Origin of the sequence: Alcaligenes sp., assembly GCF_050255915.1 — a bacterium.
Taxonomy (GTDB): Bacteria; Pseudomonadota; Gammaproteobacteria; order Burkholderiales; family Burkholderiaceae_B; genus Alcaligenes; species Alcaligenes aquatilis.
In genome coordinates this window covers 35224-58187 of record NZ_JBFWIQ010000013.1, presented here as the reverse complement: position 1 = coordinate 58187, position 22964 = coordinate 35224, and the positions used below count along the sequence as shown (strand labels likewise).

Annotated in this window: 19 protein-coding genes; 13 read left to right on the top strand and 6 right to left on the bottom strand. The window is 57.2% G+C overall.

Going from position 1 to position 22964, the window contains the following annotated elements:
• Position 1: 1 nt before the first annotated feature.
• Entirely contained in the window at positions 2 to 562 is a 561-nt protein-coding gene (locus AB7E06_RS15550) for a MarR family winged helix-turn-helix transcriptional regulator (RefSeq protein WP_123050173.1), read from the bottom strand.
• A gap of 290 nt (positions 563 to 852) precedes the next feature.
• Between AB7E06_RS15550 and AB7E06_RS15545 the strand changes: the two genes are divergently transcribed.
• From AB7E06_RS15545 to AB7E06_RS15530, 4 genes are all read left to right on the top strand, one after another.
• Positions 853 to 1824, top strand: coding sequence for an amidohydrolase family protein (locus tag AB7E06_RS15545; protein ID WP_094197645.1), 972 nt, complete (start codon positions 853 to 855; stop codon positions 1822 to 1824).
• 2 nt (positions 1825 to 1826) lie between these two features.
• Positions 1827 to 2651 (top strand): alpha/beta hydrolase, encoded by an 825-nt coding sequence (locus tag AB7E06_RS15540; RefSeq protein WP_346548975.1) that lies wholly within the window; start codon positions 1827 to 1829, stop codon positions 2649 to 2651.
• A gap of 80 nt (positions 2652 to 2731) precedes the next feature.
• Positions 2732 to 3784 (top strand): 2,5-dihydroxypyridine 5,6-dioxygenase, encoded by a 1053-nt coding sequence (locus AB7E06_RS15535; protein WP_346548976.1) that lies wholly within the window; start codon positions 2732 to 2734, stop codon positions 3782 to 3784.
• The gene (locus AB7E06_RS15530) at positions 3771 to 4394 is read left to right on the top strand and encodes an N-carbamoylsarcosine amidohydrolase (protein ID WP_230019240.1); all 624 of its coding nucleotides are present in this window, start codon (positions 3771 to 3773) and stop codon (positions 4392 to 4394) included. Before AB7E06_RS15535 ends, AB7E06_RS15530 begins: the two co-directional genes overlap by 14 nt.
• A 1129-nt stretch (positions 4395 to 5523) precedes the next feature.
• Here AB7E06_RS15530 and AB7E06_RS15525 read toward each other — a convergent pair.
• The 4 genes from AB7E06_RS15525 to AB7E06_RS15510 all read right to left on the bottom strand — a co-directional run bounded on the left by AB7E06_RS15525 (position 5524) and on the right by AB7E06_RS15510 (position 9033).
• Complete coding sequence (locus AB7E06_RS15525; protein WP_094197641.1) at positions 5524 to 6042, bottom strand: aromatic-ring-hydroxylating dioxygenase subunit beta; 519 nt, start codon at positions 6040 to 6042, stop codon at positions 5524 to 5526.
• Positions 6043 to 6055: 13 nt separating this feature from the next.
• Positions 6056 to 7345 carry an aromatic ring-hydroxylating dioxygenase subunit alpha gene (locus AB7E06_RS15520; RefSeq protein ID WP_094197640.1) on the bottom strand — a complete coding sequence of 430 codons (1290 nt, stop codon included), beginning with the start codon at positions 7343 to 7345 and terminating at the stop codon, positions 6056 to 6058.
• A 66-nt stretch (positions 7346 to 7411) separates the two neighbouring features.
• The gene (locus AB7E06_RS15515) at positions 7412 to 8689 is read right to left on the bottom strand and encodes an NAD(P)/FAD-dependent oxidoreductase (RefSeq protein ID WP_094197639.1); all 1278 of its coding nucleotides are present in this window, start codon (positions 8687 to 8689) and stop codon (positions 7412 to 7414) included.
• Positions 8690 to 8718: 29 nt separating this feature from the next.
• Positions 8719 to 9033 carry a non-heme iron oxygenase ferredoxin subunit gene (locus AB7E06_RS15510; RefSeq protein WP_094197638.1) on the bottom strand — a complete coding sequence of 105 codons (315 nt, stop codon included), beginning with the start codon at positions 9031 to 9033 and terminating at the stop codon, positions 8719 to 8721.
• Between the two features lie 380 nt (positions 9034 to 9413).
• On the opposite strand from AB7E06_RS15510, the gene AB7E06_RS15505 reads away from it, so the two are divergent.
• From AB7E06_RS15505 to AB7E06_RS15470, 8 genes are all read left to right on the top strand, one after another.
• The gene (locus AB7E06_RS15505) at positions 9414 to 10511 is read left to right on the top strand and encodes a TRAP transporter substrate-binding protein (RefSeq protein ID WP_094197637.1); all 1098 of its coding nucleotides are present in this window, start codon (positions 9414 to 9416) and stop codon (positions 10509 to 10511) included.
• Between the two features lie 24 nt (positions 10512 to 10535).
• On the top strand, positions 10536 to 12938 hold the full coding sequence (locus AB7E06_RS15500; protein ID WP_121739535.1) for a xanthine dehydrogenase family protein molybdopterin-binding subunit: 2403 nt from the start codon (positions 10536 to 10538) through the stop codon (positions 12936 to 12938).
• Positions 12935 to 13771 carry an FAD binding domain-containing protein gene (locus tag AB7E06_RS15495; RefSeq protein ID WP_346548977.1) on the top strand — a complete coding sequence of 279 codons (837 nt, stop codon included), beginning with the start codon at positions 12935 to 12937 and terminating at the stop codon, positions 13769 to 13771. Before AB7E06_RS15500 ends, AB7E06_RS15495 begins: the two co-directional genes overlap by 4 nt.
• A 3-nt stretch (positions 13772 to 13774) precedes the next feature.
• Positions 13775 to 14962, top strand: a complete 1188-nt coding sequence (locus AB7E06_RS15490) for a xanthine dehydrogenase family Fe-S subunit (protein ID WP_094197634.1) — start codon at positions 13775 to 13777, stop codon at positions 14960 to 14962.
• Positions 14963 to 15217: 255 nt separating this feature from the next.
• A complete protein-coding gene (locus AB7E06_RS15485; protein ID WP_199827836.1) occupies positions 15218 to 15826 on the top strand; it encodes a TRAP transporter small permease subunit in 609 nt (202 codons plus the stop codon).
• 11 nt (positions 15827 to 15837) lie between these two features.
• On the top strand, positions 15838 to 17514 hold the full coding sequence (locus AB7E06_RS15480) for a TRAP transporter large permease (RefSeq protein ID WP_094198425.1): 1677 nt from the start codon (positions 15838 to 15840) through the stop codon (positions 17512 to 17514).
• Between the two features lie 15 nt (positions 17515 to 17529).
• Positions 17530 to 18552 carry an XdhC family protein gene (locus tag AB7E06_RS15475; RefSeq protein WP_321278629.1) on the top strand — a complete coding sequence of 341 codons (1023 nt, stop codon included), beginning with the start codon at positions 17530 to 17532 and terminating at the stop codon, positions 18550 to 18552.
• Positions 18553 to 18740: 188 nt separating this feature from the next.
• Positions 18741 to 20225, top strand: coding sequence for an NAD(P)H-hydrate dehydratase (locus AB7E06_RS15470; protein ID WP_427957519.1), 1485 nt, complete (start codon positions 18741 to 18743; stop codon positions 20223 to 20225).
• A 3-nt stretch (positions 20226 to 20228) separates the two neighbouring features.
• On the opposite strand, the gene AB7E06_RS15465 is transcribed toward AB7E06_RS15470, so the two are convergent.
• Positions 20229 to 21152, bottom strand: a complete 924-nt coding sequence (locus AB7E06_RS15465; protein ID WP_094197630.1) for an EamA family transporter — start codon at positions 21150 to 21152, stop codon at positions 20229 to 20231.
• 152 nt (positions 21153 to 21304) lie between these two features.
• Between AB7E06_RS15465 and AB7E06_RS15460 the strand changes: the two genes are divergently transcribed.
• A complete protein-coding gene (locus AB7E06_RS15460; RefSeq protein WP_346548979.1) occupies positions 21305 to 22909 on the top strand; it encodes a phospholipase D family protein in 1605 nt (534 codons plus the stop codon).
• Positions 22910 to 22964 lie beyond the last annotated feature (55 nt).

Genomic DNA, 22964 nt, shown 5'->3' with positions numbered 1-22964 from the left:
GTCACATGTTTTTCAGGGCAGCACGGCCATATTGGTTGTTGTGCTCCACCACGCGGGTCAGCATGGACATAAAGGTTTGACGCTGCTTGGCGGTTAGCGGGTCCAGCAATCGTTCCTGGGCGCGGTTCATGCCACTACTGATTTCCTGCATGGCTGCCAGACCGGCTTCGGTGATGTAGGTCTGGCGAGAGCGGCGGTCGTCGGGGTTGATACGACGACCCAGCAACCCTTTTTCCTCCAGCCTGCGGATGACATCGGCCGAGGTGGTGCGATCCAGCCCCAGCTCGTAGCCGATCGTGGTTTGATCCAGCCAGGGTGAACCCATCAACACAGACAGGACACCGTGCTGAACCGGGGTCAGGTCACTTTTGCATTCCTCGTAAAACATGGCGTAGTGAATCTGGTTAAGACGGCGAACCAGAAAACCGGGCCGTGACCACAGTTTGTGTCGATACAGCTCGGCATTTTCTTCTTCCACTGGACCCAGGATGTCGGCCTCGTCGGCTTCCAGTCGTTCTTCTTGCTTTAGCTCGGCGTGATTGTTCATGGATAAGTCAGTCATCGATTGAGTGGCTTTCAGCCTGTTGCCAAAAGGGCAGCACACGGAAAGCGGGACGACCTGCAAAGGGTACGGCAGCAAGGTCGGCGTCTACAAGGAAAGCAGGGCTACGCTAGCGTGAACAGAAGCCCCGATTTCTGATTTGTAGTCTTGTCTACAGGCGCTGTCCACGCCCCAAAGTATATGTGATTTCCCGACTTGCTGAAAACAATAATAATCAGCATACTGATAGATATTGTTGGGGGGTCAAACGATTGACCTTATGTAAATCAATAATTTAGGGAAAATTTACGGTGAAACGTATTAAAAAAATAGCACTGGAGGAGCACTTCAACGCCGTTGGCTTTGAGGATTATTCCAAGGCCTTTGTCAAACACATTGACAGCGCCGACGCACGTGAACTGATGGCTCGTTTGCATGACTTCGACGCGCAGCGTCTAGAGGTAATGGACCGTGCCGGTATCGAGTACGTCGTGCTGTCGCAGACCGGCCCTGGGGTACAGGTGGAAAAAGATGTGTCCGTCGCGATCGAGCGCGCGCGTCAGAACAACGATTTCCTGGCGCAGCAAATTGCACACCATCCCGATCGCCTGGGCGGCTTTGCTACCTTGCCCATGCAGGACCCGGCTGCCGCCGCGCAGGAATTGACGCGCGCTGTGCAGGATCTGGGCTTGAAAGGCGCTTTGGTCAACGGTCACACGCATGGTGTGTACTACGATGGCCGCGAATACGATGCCTTCTGGGAAACCGTGCAGAAGCTGGATGTGCCGTTCTATCTGCACCCCTTTGATGCTTACGAAATGCCACACGCTTACACAGGCCACCCGGAGCTGGTGGGGGCGACCTGGGGCTGGGGTGTAGAAACCGGCACCCACGCGCTGCGCATGTTGTTCGGTGGTGTGTTTGACCGTTGCCCGGAAGTGAAGCTGGTGCTGGGTCATATGGGTGAAGGCCTGCCATTCCAGCGTTGGCGCTACGACAGCCGTTTTGCGGTCTATCCGCACGGTGTCACCTTAAAGCGCAAGCCGTCCGAGTACATCGGCAGCAATATTCTGATCACCACTTCGGGGGTCTGTTCCGCACCGACGCTGATGGGCGCAATTGGTGAAATGGGTGCCGAAGCCGTGTTGTTCTCGGTGGACTACCCCTATGAATCCACGGAACTGGCTGCTGATTTCATCGAAGCAGCGCCTATGGATGACAAGACACGCGAGCTGGTGTGCTACGGCAACGCGGCCCGTCTGTTCAAGCTGGACCGGAGCTAAGCATGAGCACATTTTTGTATGGCGCTCATGTGCACGCTAACGCTATTCGTCAGCATTACCTGCGCTACGGCGGTTCCAGCGAGGGTCGCGATCAACGTCCTGCCGTCATCATCGTGCCCGGCATTACCAGCCCGGCGGTGACCTGGGGCTTTGTGGGTGAGCAGTTCGGCAAGCACTTTGACACCTACATTCAGGACGTGCGTGGTCGCGGTTTGAGTGAAGCCGCCGAGGGCATGGATTACAGCCTGGATGCACAGGCCGATGATTTGATCGCCCTGGCTCAAGCCTTGGGTCTTAAAGACTACATCGTGGTCGGTCACTCCATGGGTGCCCGCATTGGTTTGCGTGCGGCTCACAAGAACAGCGATGGTCTGAACCGTCTGGTGATGGTTGATCCGCCGGTCTCCGGCCCGGATCGTCGTGCTTATCCTTCCAAGCTGCCCTGGTACGTGGATTCCATGGCCATGGCTCGCAAGGGCTGCACGGCTGAGGATATGCGCGCCTTCTGCCCGACCTGGACCGAAGAGCAATTGCAATTGCGTGCCCAGTGGCTGCACACCTGCCACGAGCCTGCGATTCTGGCCAGTTTTGAAGGTTTCCACACCGACGATATTCACGTCGACTTCCCGCATTTGAAGGTGCCTGCCTTGCTGATGACCGCCGAGCGTGGCGATGTAGTGCGTGATGAGGATGTGGCCGAGATTCAGCAACTGGCGTCGGGCGTTCAGCACGTTCGTGTGCCGAACGCCGGTCACATGATTCCTTGGGACAACGAAGCCGGCTTTTACGAAGCCTTCGGTGACTTTCTGGGCCAGCGCTTGGTGTGATGTTGAAGGGCCACCAAGGTGGCCCTGTCGTGATTAGGCATGTCGGTTTGAAGCCGAGCTGCCTTACAAGGAGAGACAAAATGGCAGTGAGTGATTATCAACTTATCGAAGCATGGCAAGAGGTGCTGCGCCTGTCCAAGCTGCAAGCGGGTCAAACCGTGACCTTGCTGACTAGCTCGACCACGCACCCCCAGACCATGCAGTGCGCGCAGATTGCCGCTCAGTCCATGGGCGCGATTGTCAATCGTTTGGACTTGTTGCCGGTCAATGCGGAAAAAGCCTTGAGCCGTGACTCGCTGGCGTACTTGGGTACGACCCCGCTGACGGGTAACGAAGCGGCGATCGCCGCCTTGAAAGCCAGCGATCTGGTTTTGGACCTGATGACCCTGTTGTTCTCGCCCGAGCAGATCGACATTTTGAAGTCGGGTACCAAGATTCTGCTGGCCGTGGAGCCACCCGAAATTCTGGTTCGTACCGTGCCAACGGAAGCAGATCGCGCACGCGTGACAGCGGCGGCCGCCTTGATCAAGGCCGCCAAGGAAATGAGCATTACCTCGCCTGCTGGTACTAATCTGCGTTGCCCACTGGGTGAATTCCCTGCGATTCGTGAATACGGTTTTGTAGATGAACCCGGTCGTTGGGATCACTGGCCTAGCGGTTTTGTGCTGACCTGGCCCAATGAGTTGAGCACCAACGGCACCATCGTGATCGACAAGGGCGACATTCTGTTGCCACAAAAGAAATACTCGACTGAGCAGATCATTCTGACCGTGGAAAACGGCTACGCCACCAAGATTGAAGGTGGTATTGAAGCCGAACTGCTGGACGAATACATGAAGACCTTCAACGATCCCGAAGGTTATGCGATTTCCCATATTGGTTGGGGTTTGCAGCCACGCGCCCACTGGTCCACCTTGGGCTTGTACTCGCGTGAGAACACCATTGGCATGGATGCGCGCGCGTTCGAGGGTAACTTCCTGTTCTCCCTGGGGCCGAACAACGAGGCGGGCGGTAATCGCACGACGGCCTGCCACATTGATATTCCTTTGCGACATTGCACGGTCAGCCTGGATGGCCGCGCCGTCGTGCGTGATGGCAAAGTACTGGACGGAGGCGTTGGTGAGTACGAATGAGGGAGCGGTTTACGCTCAACAAGGGTTTGGGTCGACGCTGGAGCCTAAGGCTCCGTATGGCTTGTTGATTATTGATCTGGTGAATGGTTTTGCTGACCCGGCGGTGTTTGGTGGCGGCAATATTCCTGAAGCCATCGAGAACACGCAGACCTTGCTGGCAACGGCGCGTGAACAGGGCTGGCCGGTGGCGCACACTCGTATCGTGTATGCCGATGATGGTGCAGATAACAACATTTTCAGCATTAAGGTCCCCGGCATGCTGGGTCTGACCGAAGATGCGCATAACAGCCACATCGTGCCGGAGTTGGCTCCTGCACCCGGTGAATTTATTGTTCGCAAGAACGTGCCGTCGGCCTTCTTTGGTACGCCCTTGGCGGCGTGGCTGACCCAACGTGGTGTGCAAACACTGCTGGTCGCCGGTGCGGTTACCAGCGGTTGCGTACGTTCCAGCGTGGTTGATGCGATGCAACTGGGCTTCCGCCCCTTGGTGGTGTCGGACTGCGTGGGTGACCGTGCAATTGGCCCACACGAGGCTAACCTCTTCGACATGCGTCAGAAGTACGCCACCGTGGCAACGCGGGAAGAAGCGATGAAGTTGATTGGTCTTTAAAGCGATTCAAGCTCTTGAGTATTTGAGAAGAACGATGTGTTTCATCATGGCCTGGATGGGCGTCCGTGCTTGATAGACATGAGTCGTCGTTAACAAGTCTGTTTTGATAGCCTTGTGATTGAGTATCGATGGTCTGCCGCTTGGGGGCGGGCTATCGGACCTGTGCCCCTGGGAGCCGGATGGCTCTCGGGGGCTTTTTTATTTCTGGCAGCGGCGTGGGGCCGCAAGGATTGCGGTGGAACGTTTTCTTGTAGGGCCCCTGTGTGGCTTGTCTTGGCGGATCCCTTGCTCATGCCGTGCGTGGGTGCCCTTGTCAGTGCGCCGTTGCGGGCGGGCCGTGAACTCGGAGCGCGACTGCTCACCCGGACCGACCGCAGGCGTGCTCCTTAAACAGCACGCCTTTTGCATCCCGCCTCGTTAATTTGCCCGTGGCAAGAACCCTGACTCACCCGCCAAGCCGAACCTGGGCCGCACAAGAAAACAAGCAACATGGTTTAAAGCCCAAACGGCACTTGCAGAGGAGAGTGAAAAAGAGCAAAACGATGGGCGTTTAGGAAATGCAGAAGAGCAAGGAAAGAGGCCCTGTCTGTTCAAAAAGTCAGTAAGTGCTTGGTAGATAAAAAGCCATTGTGAGCCGTTTAGTCAGCCTGCTGGGGTGTAGGGGCGGATCAGAGTACTTGCCGCGGGCAGGAGATAGCGTAGGGGTGCAAGCATCCTGCTGTTTGAGTCGGGCGCTTGTACTTGGTCCGGGGGACCAAGTACCCGGCGAGTTCAGGATGCGCCCGTAGCTATCTCCTGACAAGGGCACCGGTGCGCAGCACCGGCAAGTGCTCAGCCCAACACCCCAGCAGGTTGACTGAATGGCGTTTTCACAGAGACTTCCTTTACCCCCCACCCTGACTAACCTGAATTCCTCCAGGCCTGATAGGCCCCCCAAGCCTGCGCTACCAGCCCTAAGGTCTCATATCTCTGACATTGCGCCAGACATAAGCCCTCTGCCCAATAAATAAGAAAAAAAAGCACCCCTCAACAAAGAAGGGTGCTCAAAGGAATCAGAAGACCTTCTGACTCAAGTGGCTCGGAAACAGCACACAAAAAACAGTTTTAAAATCAGATGCAAACCACGGACTTATACCGGGAACACCAGATCGTTCGCCAGGATGGACGTATCAAAAATCACCTGACGCTCCTTGAGCATCAACCGACCCTCCACACGCGTGAACGTATCAAAATAATTACCCACCAGATGCACAGTAGAAGGCCCTTCCACCAAGGTCTGCATCAGCATGAAATTACCCTCGGCCTCAATGTCACCATTGTCCGCCTCGCTGATCACACGAACATCCGTGACCAGATGCAGCATGTAGCGCGGGGCATACATCTGCGTGCGGGCAATCGCCACCGCACGATCGTGCATCATGTCGCGCCCTTCGGCATAGACTAGGCCCACCGGCAAATTCAGATCCGCGTTCTCGCGTGAAGTAACCCGGTAAACCGCGTCCTCCACAAAAAACAGGGGCCAGTCCTCAACATTGCCACGATCCAACGTGGCACAGTACTCGGCATTGAAAAGCTCAATTTCCGCCTTCAACGCCAAAGCACGCTCAACAGAAACCTGGGCGGGTTTGAAAGAAAAATCCATTTTCATAAGTCAGCTCGTCTTACAGATCCATCACTTGGCGGTAGTACTGGTACATGGAGCGAATAGCCGCTTCCGAGATCAGCGTATTGGACGTACCCAGCTTGCTCTCATCCAGCTTGATGATGTTCACCTCGCTGCTGGAACGACGTACCCCTTCCTGCACAAACTTCATGGCCTCGTTGTCTTCCAGACCCAGGAAACCGGCAGGGCCCATCAGGTTGCCCTGACGCAGACGGTGACGAGTCATCTCCTCGGTATCGTCTTCATAGCCAAACATGGTCCATTGCATGATCAGGCTATTCGGGCCATTGGGCACAATCTGACGCACACCCAAGGTATTCATCTCGCGCTGAACAATCAGGTTGGGCCAGATCGTTTGCATGGTGACCGACCAAGGCGAATCGAACTCTTTGATGTAGTCCAGGAAACGCTCATCGCGCAAACGCATATCGTCCACAAAGGAACGCATTTCCTTCTTGTTGTCCTCGCTGACCTCGGCATACTTGTCCTCGGACTTGGCCGAGGCCATATAGCCGTGACGACCGTGCACAGGGTCCACATACATTTGCGACTTGTTGCCTGCAACCAGTAAACCAAATACCACCAGGAAAGAATGCAGCAAGGTTGCGTGGTAGGGATCCTTCAGGTTCTCGTGATACATCTTCCAGTTGCAAGGCAACTCGTTACGGTAGTAACCCAGAATCTTCAGTTTTTTGCCGGGGAAAATAGCCTCGAAATCCTTCAGGATTTCAGGCGTCAGGTATTCCGTAATCGGTTCGACCTGGTCGCTGTAGGATGCAAAAATCACGCCATTGTGCGTGGTCACATGCAGTTTTTTCAGGCCATGTTCGGAGTTCTTGAAGCTGCGAGGCATGCCGCCTTCTTTATTCGCACCGCGCTTGAAAGGAATCCCTTGCAGATCACCCTTCAGGCTGTAAGACCACTGGTGATACGGGCACACAAACTCATTGGTGTTGCCCTGGTTGTGGCGGCAGAACTCGGCGCCCCGGTGTGCACAGCGGTTCTCAAACACGTTGATGCTGCCATCCTCTGCACGAGCCACCACCACCGGCGTGGAACCCACATATGAGCGCTTGTAGTCGCCCGAATCGGGGATCTCCGCTTCCAGGGCGACAAAGTTCCAGGTGTCACCGTGGAAAATGCGTTCCATCTCGCGGTTGTAGATGTCGTTGCTGGTGTAGACCCAATCCGGAATGGTGTTGAGCACATCCTCGGGCCAGGTGCATTGCTCGACAGGGCGGTCTTTGGACCCGACCGTCTGGCCTATCACCGTTTGCGTCTGATACATGGGGTTCTCCTCTGATAACTCTTTAATGATTCGTGATGACGAGGCGGCGCAGGCCGCTTCTCTTTCTTAGACTTGGGCCGTACGAGCGGCTTCTTTCACGTACTGGCGCAGTTTTGTTGTCGGGTCCAGCACGATGGCCGGATCGACAGGCAGGTTCTGTTCCATGACACCGCGTAAGGCGCGTAGATCTGCACCAGCATTGACGGCAATCGCGTGGCGCAGATGCTGGCCCTCGAATGCCAGCAACATGAAACTGATGGCATCGCCCTGGCTGTCCATGACGCCGCGTACCTGATAGTGCAGATCCGGGCTGCCTTGGCCCAGCATCTGAATATTGCAACCGAGCACATCCGTCCAGAACCAGCTAATGGGTGCAGTAGGGGCATCCTGCCCGACAATGGCGTGGGCCACCTGACGGGCTTGCTCATTGGCGTTCTGCCAGGATTCGGTGCGCGTGCGCACGGCGGTGTCGGGGCAAATTTGTGTGGCGCAATCACCGGCGGCATAGATACCCGCCACACTGGTGCGACCCTGGCGATCCACAATAATCCCAGCCGTCATCTCGTCTACCGCAATGCCGCTGGCCCGGGCCAAGGCGGAGTTCGCAGTCAGACCGGCTGCCACAATAGCCAGATCGCCATTCAGGATCTGGCCATCATTCAGTTCCAACTGAACGGGATGCTCGTTCTGTGCCACAAAGTGAGCTTGGCGCACACCCTGACCCAGACGCACCGTGATGCCTTGTGACTCGAAACGCTCCAGCAACCATTGCGACAGCAGGGTAGGGGCGTTGCGCGCCAGCAGACGTTCATTCGCTTCAATGACAGTGACCTGTGCGCCGGTTTCGCTGGCGGTAGAGGCCAGTTCCAGACCCATGAAACCACCACCTATAACCAGGGTGCGCAAACCGGGATGCAGACGGGCTTGCAGGCTCAGGGCATCGTCCAGCGTGCGCAGATACAAGGCGTTGGCCTGGCTGGCGGGCAGCAGGGCCAGTTCGCGAGCCGCGCCGCCTGTGGCCAGCACGGCGTGCTCAAAGCGCCAGGTCTGGCCATTGCTCAATGTTGCCTGACGCTCGGTGCAATCCAGAGACAGCACGCGGGTGCCCAGCAAGAGTTCAATATGTTGTTCTTGATAGAACTCGGCTTTTTGCAAAAACACGCTGTCAGTGGTCGCGCTGGACTTGAGCACGTCTTTGGACAGTGGCGGACGTTCGTAGGGGAGATGAGTTTCGTCGCCTACCAAGGTAATGCTGCCGTTATAGCCCAGGCTGCGCAGTTCACGCGCCAGCACCGAAGCCGCTTGGCCAGCGCCGATGATCAATACGGAAGTGTGGTGTGCCATGATGTTGCGTCTCGTCAGCAGAAAAAAGCTCAGGCCTGGCTAAAGTCAGCCAGAATATCGCTGCCTTCAATACGCAGCGGATAGACCTTGATATCCACCGTGGCCGGGGCGTTCATGGCCTTGCCGGTTCGCAAACAGAACTTGGCCTGATGCAGGGGGCATTCCACACAACCGTCTTCCAGATAGCCGTCGGACAGCAGGGCATATTGGTGGGTACAGACGTTGTCGGTCAGGTAGAACTCGTCGTCCAGTTTGTGCAGGGCCAGTTTCTTGCCTTCCCACTCGATGGCCAGGGACTCTTCGTTGTCGATGGCATCGGTTTCGGAAATTTTTATCCAGTTCAAAGCTGTCTCCAGGTTGTGCTTTCAATTAGTCAGTATACTGTATAAATTATAAAATAAAATATCGTTTTTATAAGGGATTGCGCTAGTTTAGGTTTAAGCTATTGATGGTGCTTTCCTTTATCTCATCAAGGACATGCGTCAGTAGTTTCCCTGCTTGACCAAAAATTAATTAATCAGCACACTTACTATTATTGAGGCGGTGATTGTGAATTTTACAGCGTAGCAACACTGCTTTGAACGTCCGTCTGGCCCCTTGGGGGGACGGTTTGGCAAGGTTCAGACAGCAGTTGTCCGAGCATAAGGTCAGACTGGCGGGCAGCTACCCAGGCCCCTATCGAGCAAGGGGTGTCAATACACTAAAAAATACAAAGAGGTGAGTGATGGAGCGTCGTAGTTTTCTGCTGAAATCGGCAACGGCCGCAGGTGCAGGTCTGGCAGCGGTCGCTGCCCCTGCAATCGCACAAAGCAGCCCCACCGTGCGCTGGCGCATGTCCACCGGTTGGCCCAAAAGTCTGGACACTATTTACGGCTCGGCCGAAGCATTGTGCAAACGTGTCAGCGAACTGACCGAGGGCAAATTTGAAATTCGCGCGTTCCCCGGTGGTGAACTGGTGCCTTACGCGCAGAATATGGATGCCATCAGCAATGGCACTGTCGAATGTAACCACGTGCTCAGTACCGCTTTTGTGGGCAAGAACACCGCCGTGACCTTTGACACTGGCCTGTCTTTTGGCATGAACGCCCGTCAGCACAATTCCTGGATCCACTTCGGTGGCGGTCTGGAATTGCTGCGCGATATGTACAGCCAATACAACATCGTGAACTTTGTGGCCGGTAATGTGGGCGTGCAGATGGGGGGCTGGTTTCGCAAGGAAATCAAAGACCTGGAAAGCCTGCAAGGTCTGAAAATGCGTATTGGCGGTATTGGTGGCATGGTGCTGTCCAAACTGGGTGCCGTACCTCAGCAGATTCCCCCCAGCGATATTTACTCCTCGCTGGAAAAAGGCACGATTGATGCTGCCGAATGGATTGGTCCTTACGACGATGAAAGGCTGGGCTTGAACAAAGTCGCTCCTTTTTACTATTCCCCCGGTTGGTTTGAAGGCAGTGCATCCTTGACCTCCATGGTGAACAAAGAAGCCTGGGAGGCTCTGCCTGCCAATTTCAAGGCTGCTTTCGAGACTGCCTGTAACGAGCAGACCATGCTGAGCCTGGCCAAATACGATGCCTTGAATCCCAGTGCCTTGCGCAAGCTGGTGGCCGATGGTGCCAAGCTGCGTTACTTCCCCAAGGACGTCATGAAGGCCGCTTACGACAAGTCTCAGGAGCTGTGGAAGGAACTGTCGGAGAGCAACGCTGATTTTGCCAAGATCTATCCAGGCTGGAAGGCCTTCCAGGAGCAGGAGGCCAGTTGGTTCCGGGTTGCCGAAAGCGCCCTGGACAACTTCACCTTCAGCGAGTTGGGCAAGCGCAGTTAAGCAGCACATTATTAAGGTAGTGAAATGAGTCAGCACAGTCACCCGTCACGCCCGGGTGGCCAAGGAGTGGGTGCGCGTATCCTTCGCAAGGAGGATGCGCGCCATCTCAATGGCCAGGGCAACTTCATCGGAAACATGACCATGCCGGGGCTACAGGAAGTCGCCTTCTTGCGCAGCCCCATGGCGCATGCCCGCATCCGTCAGATCAATATTGAAGACAGCGCACGCGCACAGGTCATTACCCGCGCCGATATGCCGGACTGTCAGGATATTTACGCCGCGTCCACCTTGCCCAGCTATCAGGCCTCCAGCATGCCGCCGCTGGCCTCGGGCAGCGTGCGTTATGTGGGCGAACCGGTTGCCTTGGCCTTTGGTGAGAGCCGCGCCGTGGCCGAGGACGTTCTTGAGGAGATCGAAGCCCTGTATGACGAGCTGCCGGTTTATGGCAGTGTGCCGGCCTCGCTGGCCGCGCAGGGGGATCTGTTGCATGAAGGCTGGCAGGACAATGTGTTTGTGACCTTGCGCTCGGACGTGGCCTTTGAAGAGCACGCTGCCCGTGCTGACCGCGTAATCGAGCATTCTGTCAGCCTGTCGCGGCAGTGCATGTTGCCGATGGAAGGCAAGGCGGTGTTGGCCTATTGGGATTTCCAGGCTGATCAACTGGTGGTGTATTGCGGCAGTCAGATCCCACACATGCACCGTACCGGCATTGCCCAGTTTCTGGGTATGGATCAGGCTCAGGTGCGTGTGATTTCCCCCGATGTGGGCGGCGCCTTTGGTTATAAATGTGTGCTGCACCAGGAAGAGCTATGTGTGGCCTGGTTAGCCAAGACCTTCCGCAAGCCGTTCCGTTTCATGGAAGATCGCCGTGAGCACTTGATTGCCGGCGCCAATACCCGTGAACACCAGTACCGACTGAAAGCACACATCAGCAATGAAGGCCGCCTGCTGGCGCTGGACGCTGAAATTGATATTGATGGCGGCGCGTACTCCGTCTGGCCCTTTACCGTGGGTCTGGAAGTAGGCCAGGCCCTGGGCAACTTGCCCGGTCCGTACGATTTCCGTGGCTACCGTTGCCGCACACGCGGTGTGGGCACCAACAAGCCAGGCTTTATGCCGTATCGCGGCGTTGCCCGTACGGGTGTCTGCCTGGCCATTGAACAAATGATGGATCAGATCGCGTTGGCGGTCGGCAAGCCCTCCTGGGAAATTCGCTTGATGAATCTGGTGCAAGGCGAGCAAATGCCTTACATCAACGTGGCCAATAAGCATTACGACTCGGGGGATTATCCAGAAAGTTTGCGTCGCGCTTTAGCTGCGGTGGATGTGGATGCCGTGCTGGCTCGTCAGGCTAAGGGTGAGCCCGATGGTCGTTTGATTGGTTTGGGTGTGGCGTCCTATACCGAGCAGTCCGCACACGGCACCTCCGTGTTCGCCAGTTGGGGCACAGCGGTGATTCCTGGTTTCGATCAGGCGTTTGTACGCATGACCCCGGACGGCGGTCTGGAAGTGCGTGTGGGTGTGCACTCGCACGGTCAGGGCATGGAAACCTCGTTTGCCCAGATCGCCAGCGAAATTCTGGGTATTCCCGTGGCCAAGATCAAAGTGGTGCACGGTGATACGGGCCGCACGCCCTTTTCCACTGGCACTTACGCCTCGCGCTCCCTGGTGATGTCGGGCGGTGCGGTATCCAAGGCCTGTAAAGAGCTGCTGCCACGCGTACGCAAGATTGCCGCGCATATGCTGAAAACGGATGTGGACCACATGCAGCACCAAGGCGATACCTTTAGTGCCGATGGCCGGCAGATCAGCATCGCCCAAGTGGCCGATGCCTGGTACATCAACCCGCAGCATTTGCCCGAGGATGTGGACCCGCAAGGTCTGGAACTGTCCGTCGGTTACAAGCCCAAAGTCGATACAGGCAGCTTCACCTACGCCAGCAATGCCGTGGTGGTGGCGGTTGATCCGAGTACCGGTGGCGTGGAAGTGCTCAAGTACGTGGTGGTGGAAGACTGTGGCGTCATGATCAACCCCATGATTGTGGAAGGCCAGACGATTGGTGGGATTGCCCAGGGGATTGGCACCGCCTTGTATGAAGAAATGCCTTATGACGAGTTTGGCCAGCCGTTGGCATCGACCTTGGCCGATTATGTGATGCCCGGTGCCTGCGAAGTGCCCAATATTCATATCGAACACATGGAAAGCCCGTCGCCCAATACGGAGTTTGGTGCCAAGGGCATGGGCGAGGGCGGCGCAATTGCCCCTCCCGCTGCCATCATGTCGGCCATTAACAATGCCTTGCGCTCTACGGGAGCCCAGGTCTCGCATACGCCCGTGACGCCGCATCGACTGCTAAGCGCCATTCGCGCTGCCGCACAGCCCGTCAATCAACAAGATAAACAGCCCGTGTCGGAGGTTCAGGCATGAAGGCCGCCAAGTTTGAATACGAACAGGCCCAGAGCCTGCAACAGATCCAGGATGCCTATGGCAGCGACCCTTCAGCGCTGCGCCTGATGGGCGGCAGCCAGTCCCTGGGCCCCATGTTGAATTTGCGGCTGGTGCGTCCAGGTCGTGTGCTGGATGTATCGGCCGTGCCCGAGCTACGTCAGGTCACAGCCATTAAAGGACACGTGCGTATCGGCGCAGCCGTGACCCACGCTCAGATTGAAGATGGTATTTACGAATTGCTGCACGGTCACATGATGCAGAAAGTGGCGGGCCGCATTGCTTACCGGGGGGTACGCAATCGCGGCACTTTGGGTGGCAGCCTGGCCCATGCGGACCCGGCGGCAGACTGGGTGCTGACCTGCGTCGCTTTGGGCGCACGCATCAATGTGCGTGGAACCCAAGGCAGCCGCACTGTTCCCATGAGCGAATTCATGTTGGCCGCCTACACCACGGTGCTGGAAGCTGGTGAGTTTATTGAGTCTGTGGATGTGCCTGAGGTGTCCGGTTCGGCCCGCTGGGGTTACTACAAATTCACCCGCAAAGTGGGTGAATTTGCCGATGCCAGTTGTGCTTGCTATTTCGACCCGGCCACGCGCACGGCGCGCGTAGTGATTGGTGCCATGGAAGGCGCACCGCGCTCCTTGCCCGAGCTGGCCGTGAAAGTGGCTGCACAAGGGGCCGCCGTCCTGGAAGGGGACATCATTGCAGCGGCCTTGCAGCCGTATCTGGCACAACGGGACGAGGCCCATCAGGTGCTGTTCCGTACGGTCGTAGAGCGCAGCCTGAAGCAAGCGCTGGGTGTGAAAGGTTAAGACATGGCAGAAATCTCGATTCAAGTTAACGGCCGTCAGCAAAAGCACGAGGCCGAACCGCGTACCCATCTGGGTGATTTCATCCGCGAGAAAAGCCGTTTGACCGGCACCAATCTGAGCTGTGAGCACGGTGTGTGCGGTGCATGTACGGTGCTGGTGGATGGTCGTCCGGTGCGCTCCTGCATTACCTTTGCCGGCGCTTGCGATGGGCACGAAGTCACCACCGTAGAGGGCTACGACGACGACCCGATCATGAGCCGTCTGCGTACCGCTTTTTCGGAAAAACATGCTTTGCAATGCGGCTTCTGTACGCCTGGCATGTTGGCCACCAGCCGCGATATCGTGCTGCGTTTGCCCGACGCAGACGAAGCCCGTGTGCGCATTGAACTGTCCGGCAATATTTGCCGCTGTACCGGCTATCAAGGCATTACGGCTGCCATTCTGTCCGTGCTGCAAGCCCTGCGCGATCAGCCCGATGCCCAGGTAGACGCCTTGCGCGCCGCTGTGGTGCAAAACGTGCAGCAAGACTGGAACCAGAACGGTTTTACGACGTTTGACGCTGTCCAGGAAGACGTGCAAGCGCCCGCTCCGGTGGCCGCTGCAGCACCCGCCGCGTCCGGTCGTGCCGACAAGGGCAAAGGCCAAGCCATTCAAGGTGGTTTTGATGCCCGTTTCCCGGCCGATCAGGTGTGGGCTTTCATGAAGGATTTGCCCAAAGTGGCGGGCTGTCTGCCCGGCGCGATGATCGAGTCTCAGGAAGGGGCCACGGTACAAGGCAAGATCGCCATCAAGTTTGGCCCCATGTCGGCTGCCTTCAAGGGCAATGCCACGTTGGAAGAAGACAACGAACGCCGTGCCGCCGTGCTGCGCGGTGAGGGCGTGGACTCCTTGAGCCAATCGCGTGCGCGTGGCGATGTCAGCTTTCAGGTCAATCCGGATGGCCAAGAGCGCAGCCGCGTGGAAGTGGAACTGGTGTATTCGCTGCAAGGGCCACTGGCGCAGTTTTCGCGCTCCGGGCTGGTTCAGGATTTCGTGCGCCGCATGATTGCGGAGTTCGGCAAGAACGTAAACCTGCGCCTGGAAAAACCGCTGGCAGAAGGCGAGGAGCCCGTCGTGGCCGAGTTCAATCCGGTCAAGATGTTTTTCAGCATTTTGTGGGACCGCTTCAAGGGACTTTTCCGGCGCGCCTAAGTGCGTAGACGACGCAAGACGATAAATAGAACGGGGGCAAGGAAAGAGAGGGCGGGGCGTATCGCTGTGGGCAGGCGCAGGCGCCTGTCAATCGGGGTCGCCTGCTTGTCAGGCGCCTGGGGTATGGCCGGCCAAGCCCTACAAGAGTGCGCCACCCGTTTCGGTCTTGGTGGATACCAACTAGGGCCTGTTAACGCGCTTTGCTTACATCGTGTGAACAGACCCTTATTTCAACGCAGAAAATCTGGGGGATTGATGCAATTACTACTCAAACTATCAAGGGCGATCGACAGCCTGAATCAGCTCTGTGGCCGAGTGGTCATGTGGGTGGTTCTGCTGGTTGTGGTGATCAGCTCCTATAACGCCTTTGCGCGCAAATTTTTCGATATCAGCTCCAATGCCTGGCTGGAAGTGCAATGGTATCTGTTCGGTGCGCTTTTTCTGCTGACGGGCGGCTACACCTTCTTGCGCAATGAGCATGTACGCGTCGATGTGCTGGCCTCACGCCTGTCCGAGCGCAAACAAATAGTGATCGAAGCCGTGTGTGTGGTGCTGTTCATGTTGCCTGCCTGTCTTGCCATCATGATCTTGTCCTGGCCGGTGTTCATGGACTCTTACCTGACTCAGGAAGTGTCTTCCAACTCCGGTGGCTTGATTCGCTGGCCCGCCAAATTGATTATTCCCATTGGTTTTGCCCTGATTTCGCTGCAGGGGATCTCGCATCTGATCAAGTGCATTGGTTTTTTGCGTGGCGCTTGTCCCAACCCCAACAAGAAGTTGCAGAGCAAAACGTCTGAAGAATTGCTGGCTGAAGAAATTGCACGGCAAGCCCAGGCCAAGTTAGCGCATCAACACAAAGGCTGAACCCGATCATGATGGATTTATTTATCGCTAATATGGCGCCGGTGATGTTTGCATCACTGATTGTTTTCTTGCTGCTGGGCTTTCCGGTGGCCTTCGCGCTGGCCGCCAATGGGATGGTGTTCGGTCTGATCGGCGTGGAAATGGGCCTGTTCAACTGGTCCCTGTTCCAGGCCTTGCCGCTGCGGGTATTTGGGATCATGGCCAACGATACCTTGCTGGCGATTCCCTTCTTTACTTTCATGGGGCTGATTCTGGAGAGGTCGGGCATGGCGGAAGACCTGCTCGATACGATTGGTCAGCTCTTTGGCTCCATGCCGGGTGGCCTGGCCATTGCTGTGGTGTTTGTGGGGGCCATGCTGGCTGCCACCACGGGGGTGGTGTCGGCGTCGGTTATTTCCATGGGCCTGATCTCCTTGCCCATCATGCTGCGTTACGGCTACAGCCGACGATTGGCAACCGGGGTGATTGCGGCGTCAGGGACCTTGTCGCAGATCATTCCGCCCTCTCTGGTGCTGATTGTGCTGGCTGATCAGTTGGGTCGCTCGGTTGGCGATATGTACCGTGGAGCCATGGTGCCAGGCTTGGTGTTGACCTGCTCTTATCTGCTTTATGTTTTGATTCTGGCTGTCTTGCGCCCCAAGGACGTGCCTCCGATTCCTGCCGAGCATCGTACTTACTCGCAGGCCAATGGCCGTTCGGGTACACGCTCCTTGTGCGTGCTGTTGTTGATCTCGCTGGTGGCCGGTTATGTGCTGGATGAGTTTTGGGTTGATCCCAATGGTCCGGTAGACGAGAAGGTCGTTATTTGCATCTTGCTGGTGGGCGGCGTGGCCTTTGTAATGGCGCTGATCAACAAATGGCTGAAGCTGGGCCTGCTGTCGGTGTTGGCCGAACGCGTGGTGTTTGTCATGATTCCGCCCCTGGGCCTGATCTTTCTGGTGCTGGGGACCATCTTTCTGGGTATCGCAACGCCAACCGAAGGGGGGGCCATGGGCGCGGTGGGTGCGATCCTGATGGCGGTCAGCCGTCGTCGTTTGAGTATTGATCTGCTCAAGCAAGCCATGGATACCACCGCCAAGCTGTCTTGCTTTGTGATGTTCATTCTGATCGGTTCCACCATTTTCTCGCTGACCTTCCGGGGTGTCGATGGCGATCTGTGGGTGGAGCACCTGCTGCTTGACCTGCCCGGCGGTGAATACGGCTTTCTGATTCTGGTCAGTGTGCTGGTGTTTGTACTGGCTTTTTTCCTGGATTTCTTCGAGCTGGCTTTTATCATCGTGCCATTGTTGGGGCCGGTGGCCGACAAGATGGGCATCGATTTAATCTGGTTTGGTGTGCTCTTAGCCGTTAATATGCAAACATCCTTTATGCATCCACCATTTGGCTTCTCACTATTTTATTTGCGCTCGGTGGCGCCCAAGGATGAGTACGTCGATAAAGTGACCCAGAAGAAGATCCCAGGTGTGGCCACAGGCGATATTTACTGGGGCTCCGTACCCTTTATCTGCATCCAGATTGTCATGATTGCCGTGGTGTTGCTATTCCCAGGCATGGTGACGCATTACAAGGGCACGGGTGTGACCGTGGATCCTAGTACGGTCAAGATCGAGATGCAGGCTGAATACGGTGCGGACTTGAATCCGTTTGGTGATTCGGGTGACGGCGGTGGTATGCCGGTATTCAAGTAAACACAGGAGACACCTATGGAGAGTCTGGATGTCAGGGTATTGCGCCAGTTGCACGCGTGGCGCGCACAAGGACGTGATGCGATCCTGGTCACGGTTGTGCAGACCTGGGGCTCGTCCCCCCGTCCAGAGGGCTCCATCATGGCTCTGGAGAAGGGCGGGGCGGTGGTCGGATCGGTTTCAGGCGGGTGTATCGAGGATGATCTGATCCGCGCCTATCACGACCCGGACGGGGCGGATAAACGCCTGCATGGTGATGGCCGTCCCCAGTTGCTGACGTATGGCGTCAGTGCGGATGAGGCGCATCGCTTTGGCCTGCCTTGCGGTGGGACGATCCGGCTGCTGGTGGAGTTCAATCCCTGCCCCCAAGCGCTGTCGGACCTGCTCGGTTTGCTGGAGCAACGTCATCTGGTGCAACGCCATGTGGACCTGCACACTGGCCGTGCCTGGGGCAGTGCCACCCGTGTTCCGGCGGCTTTGCAGTTAAGCCAGGATTGTCTGTCTGTGACCTTTGGGCCGTCTTATCGACTCTTGTTGATCGGCGGCGGGCAACTGTCTGAATACGTGGCGACCATTGCCTTGTTCAATGGCTTTGATGTGACGGTCTGCGATCCGCGCCGTGAGCATATTCAAGGCTGGAGCGTGGCGGGGGTACGCGTGGTCAGCGGGATGCCGGATGACGAGGTGATTGCCTGCGTGCCGGATCGGCGCACGGCTATTGTGGCCCTGACGCACGATCCCAAGCTGGACGATATGGCCTTGCTGGAGGCGCTCAAAAGCAGTGCCTTTTATGTGGGGGCGATTGGCTCACGACGTAATAACCAAAGTCGTCGTGAGCGCCTGGCCGAGTACTTTGACCTGACGGCCCAGGAGATCGACAAGCTCAAAGGCCCGATTGGTTTGTACATAGGCAGCAAGACCCCGGCGGAGATTGCTGTCAGCATCATGGCCGAGATCATTGCGGTCAAGAATGGGGTGCAGGTGCCACGCGAGTTGTCAGTAGGCTCTGTCAAGGATAGACAAGAGCAGTTGTCGGCCTAGAGACGGGCTTGCGTGACAGTTCTGCATTCAGACAATTCGCACTAAGATAAGAGAACGGGCGGCGACCCGTTCTTTTTTTGTGTCCGGGCCGCCCAGGACCTGACGCCTGCTGTTGTCAGCAGGCCGCCAGCGGGTGACAAGCCCGTGCAGCGTAGGCACGTTTTGATTTCTGTCTTTGTGAGCCCCTCATGCCCTTTGTGTCCCAGTATGGTTTTTTGCCCCTGAGTGCCCCCCCAGGAAAGGAGGCTCTGTACAACCCGGCACAGTGCGCCAGCATGGATGCGGCGGCACCGGGTTTTGGGGTATCTATCGAGCAATTGATGCAGGCCGCTGCCAGTGCAGTGGCGCGTACCGTGCAGCGACACTGGCCGCAAGGAGCCGTCCTGTTCTTGTGCGGGCCGGGCAATAACGGCGGTGATGCCTTGGTGGCCGCGCAGATTCTGCGTGAGCAAGGGCGAGTGGTTTCCGTGTTCAGCCTGGTGGACCCGTCCGTGCGACAGGGGACAGCAGCTTGGGCGCAAAGCCAGTGGCAAGGCCGCTGGGAAAGGCAATGCCCGGATTTCCGACGTTTTTCCGTGGTGGTCGATGGTTTACTGGGTGCGGGTTTGGACCGCGACGTAGAAGGCGACACCGCCGCCTTGATCCAGTCCCTGGCGGCTTCCAAGGTTCCTGTTTGTGCCATTGACGTGCCTTCGGGTCTGGATGGTGCCAGCGGGCAGGTACGCGGTGTGCTCGCCCCTGCCACGGTGACGGTCAGCTTTGTCCGTTATAAGCCGGGCCATGTTCTGTATCCGGGGCGAACCCTATGCGGCAAGTTGGAATTGGCCGACATCGGTATGCCAGCGCCAGCCTTGCAACAGGCCAATACCTGGTTGAATGAACCGGCCTTGTGGCAGGCTCATCTGCCGCAGTTGGGGGCCCAGAGCCATAAGTACACGCGTGGGCATGCCTTGGTGGTCGGGGGCGAACAGATGACCGGAGCCAGCCGTCTGGCAGCGCGTGCCGCGCAACGCGCAGGGGCAGGGCTGGTCAGCATGGCCGTGCCACCTTCGGTCTGGCCGGTGTATGCCGGCGCATTGGACAGCATCATGGTGGCTCCCCTGGGTGACACCTTGACCACGGACGAGCGTATTCGCGCCTGGCTGATCGGGCCGGGGGCAGGCTTGGGCGAGCAAACCCGTCGCCTGACCCTGGCCTTGCTGGCTACCGAGCGGCCTTGTGTATTGGACGCCGATGCCATCAGCAGCTTTGCAGAGCAGCCGCAGGAATTGCTCGATGCCTTGCATGAGCAGTGTGTACTGACCCCTCATGCAGGAGAGTTCGCCCGCGTCTTTGAAACTGCACCGGATCGGTTGGAGGCGGCGCGTTTGGCCGCTCGACAATGCGGTGCCGTGCTGGTTCTGAAGGGTGCGGATACTGTCATCGCTGCGCCGGATGGGCGGGCCTTGATCAATGCCTGCGCACCGCCCTGGCTGGCCACTGGGGGCAGCGGGGATGTCTTGGCAGGCCTTGTCTGCGGTCTGCTGACCCAGGGCATGCCTGCTTTTGAGGCAGCGAGTGCCGCTGTTTGGCTGCATTCACAAGCCGCCCTGGAGTTTGGTCCCGGCCTGATTCCGGAGGATTTGATCGCCGTGCTGCCGCGTGTTTGGCAGCGCCTTTTATCCAGGGCCTAAGGCTTACTTGCGTGGGGAGCGTTGGTAGGCCAGCGCCACAATCCCGCTTAGCACCACCGCTCCACCCAGCAATTGAGTGGAGTTCAAGGTCTGTTTTAAAATCAGCCAGCCCAGAATCAGGGATGCCACCGGCTCCATGTTCATGAAGGGGGCATTGCGTGTCATGTCCAGTCGGGGAGCCAGCACAAACAGGGTGACAAAGCCCGTGGTGTACAGCACACAGACCAGTGACAGGGCAATCCAGCCTGTGGCGTCATGGGGCAAGGCAGAACCACCGGGCAGCAGTCCCAGGGGGCTGAGCGCAATCAGGCAGACCAGCGTTTGGCTGATGGTACAGAAACTGCGCACCAGACCGGGCAGAGGGGCCAGTTTATTTTCTGTAACCCACAGACCCATGGCAAACGTCAGGGCCGTCAGCAGGCTGCACACCACACCCAGCACCCATTGCCCATCCAGCGTTGCGCCCTGAATCAGGCTGGGGGTGTCCAGCGCCAGCAAGAGGCCAATCAGAATGGCCACCATGATGATGGAGGTCTTGCGAGTCGGTTTGTGCCCGCCCAGTATCCAGGTCAACAAGGCCAACAGAATCGGGTACATATTGGCCACCAGCAAGGCCAGGGCCACGGGGATACGCGCGATGGAAGAGTAGATCAGCATGCACTGCATGGTGATCAGCGCGCCCAGCAACAGTTGCCAGCCCAGATACTGACGCGGCACATGCAAGGCTTGTTTGCGCCAGATGAGCAGCATGCTCAAGGCCAGAGTAGCCACGGCGGAGCGGAAAATAACCGAGATGATCAGCCCGGTACCATGGTCCAGTGCGACTTTTGCTGCAATATGGTTGGCGGCAAAGGAGCTGCCCAGCATTAACAGCAAAATAATGGCAAGGTGGCGGGGCAGTAAGGTAGGGGATGTTGCGGGGGGCATGCTGCTTATTTCAAGTTTAAAGTGCGAGGGGTTGCTTTATTGTTGTCCGCTCTGTCACTGGCTGCAAGTATTGCTTGCATATCGTGGTCAATATGCCTTGGGTGGGCGGTGCTACTATGTGGAGCGATGTCCATGACCACAGAGATGCTCCCATGAAAATCGACCCCGCCAACAAGCCGACAATACCCCGTTCTACGGGCCAGGCTCCGTCCTTTTTCTGGCGCAGCCTGATGGCGGGTGGAGCCTTGCTGGCCGGCCTGACAGGCTGCGCTCTGCCCTCGCTGGAGGGCCGTAGCCACAGCGAGGCTTTGCCGCTGGATCAGGCCCGGAACACCATGATTGGCCAGGCGGTGACTCCCATGGTTCAGCAGCATCCTGGCTTGTCCGGCATTTACCCTTTGTTTGATCCGCACGACGCGTATGCCGCCCGCGCCTTGCTGGCCTTTGCCGCCCAGAAAACGCTGGATGTGCAGTATTACATTTGGCGGGGTGATACCACTGGCACCTTGATGCTGGGCACTTTGTTGCAAGCGGCGGAGCGTGGCGTGCGCGTACGTTTGTTGATTGACGACAATGGCATTACGGGGTTGGATGATTCTTTATCTGCCTTGAATGCCCATCCCAATATCGAAGTGCGCCTGTTCAACCCCTTTGTGTTGCGCTGGCCTAAATCCCTGGGTTTCCTGATGGATTTTTCCCGTCTGAACCGGCGCATGCACAACAAGTCCTTTACCGTCGATAACCAGGTCACCATTATTGGTGGACGCAATGTGGGTGATGAGTATTTCGGCGCGACCCAGGACGTGTTGTTTGCAGACCTGGACGTGATGGCCATTGGTGCCGTGGTACAGGATGTCTCCAAGGATTTCGACCGCTACTGGGCCAGTCAGTCGGCCTATCCGGTCGATACTCTGATCAAAACAGGTGGTTCGCAAGCACTGGTGACGTTTCAGGCGCAGTTGCAAGAGGCTCAGGAGCAGCCACGCGCCAAGGATTATCAGCAGGTGCTGCGTGAATCGGATTTGGTCAGCCATCTGGTGCGCGGCGAGCTGGATTTCCAGTGGGCGCGTACCACCATGATCAGTGATGACCCGGCCAAGGCTTTGGGCCCGGTCAATCCGGAGCAGTTGATGGTCTGGCAAATGGACCATGTGCTGGGCAAACCCACCAGTCAGGTCGATCTGGTGTCCTCTTATTTTGTGCCTACGGCGGCGGGCGTACGCGCTTTTGAGGCGATGATGCAACGGCCTGGCATGAAGGTGCGTGTTTTGACCAACTCTTTGGCGGCTACGGACGTAGCTGCGGTGCATGCGGGCTATGCGAAGCGACGCAAAGCCTTGCTGGAGGCAGGGGTGCAGTTGCTGGAGCTGCGGCCCACCACGGACAAACCTACCCGTCATGGCTCGGGGCCATTTGGCAGTTCGGGCTCGGCCCTGCATGCCAAGACTTTTGCCGTGGATGGCAAACGCTTGTTTGTGGGGTCCTTTAATTTCGATCCGCGTTCGGTCAATTTGAATACGGAACTGGGCTTTATTATCGAAAGCCCTGAAATGGCGCAAGCCTTGTCCAGGAGCTTTGAGGAAGTCTTGCCTTACCGTAGCTATCGTGTCGAACTGGATAATAATGGCGACCTGGTATGGATTCAGTTAAACGAAGACGGTACCGAGCGCTTTTTTACCTCCGAGCCCAATGCCAGCATCTGGCGGCGAGCCGGAGTCGGAGTCTTGTCTGTCCTGCCGATCGAGTGGCTGCTGTAAGCCAGATTTGTTTATCGACTATTGATGTGCCATGCCCCCAAGGACAAGGCGAAGT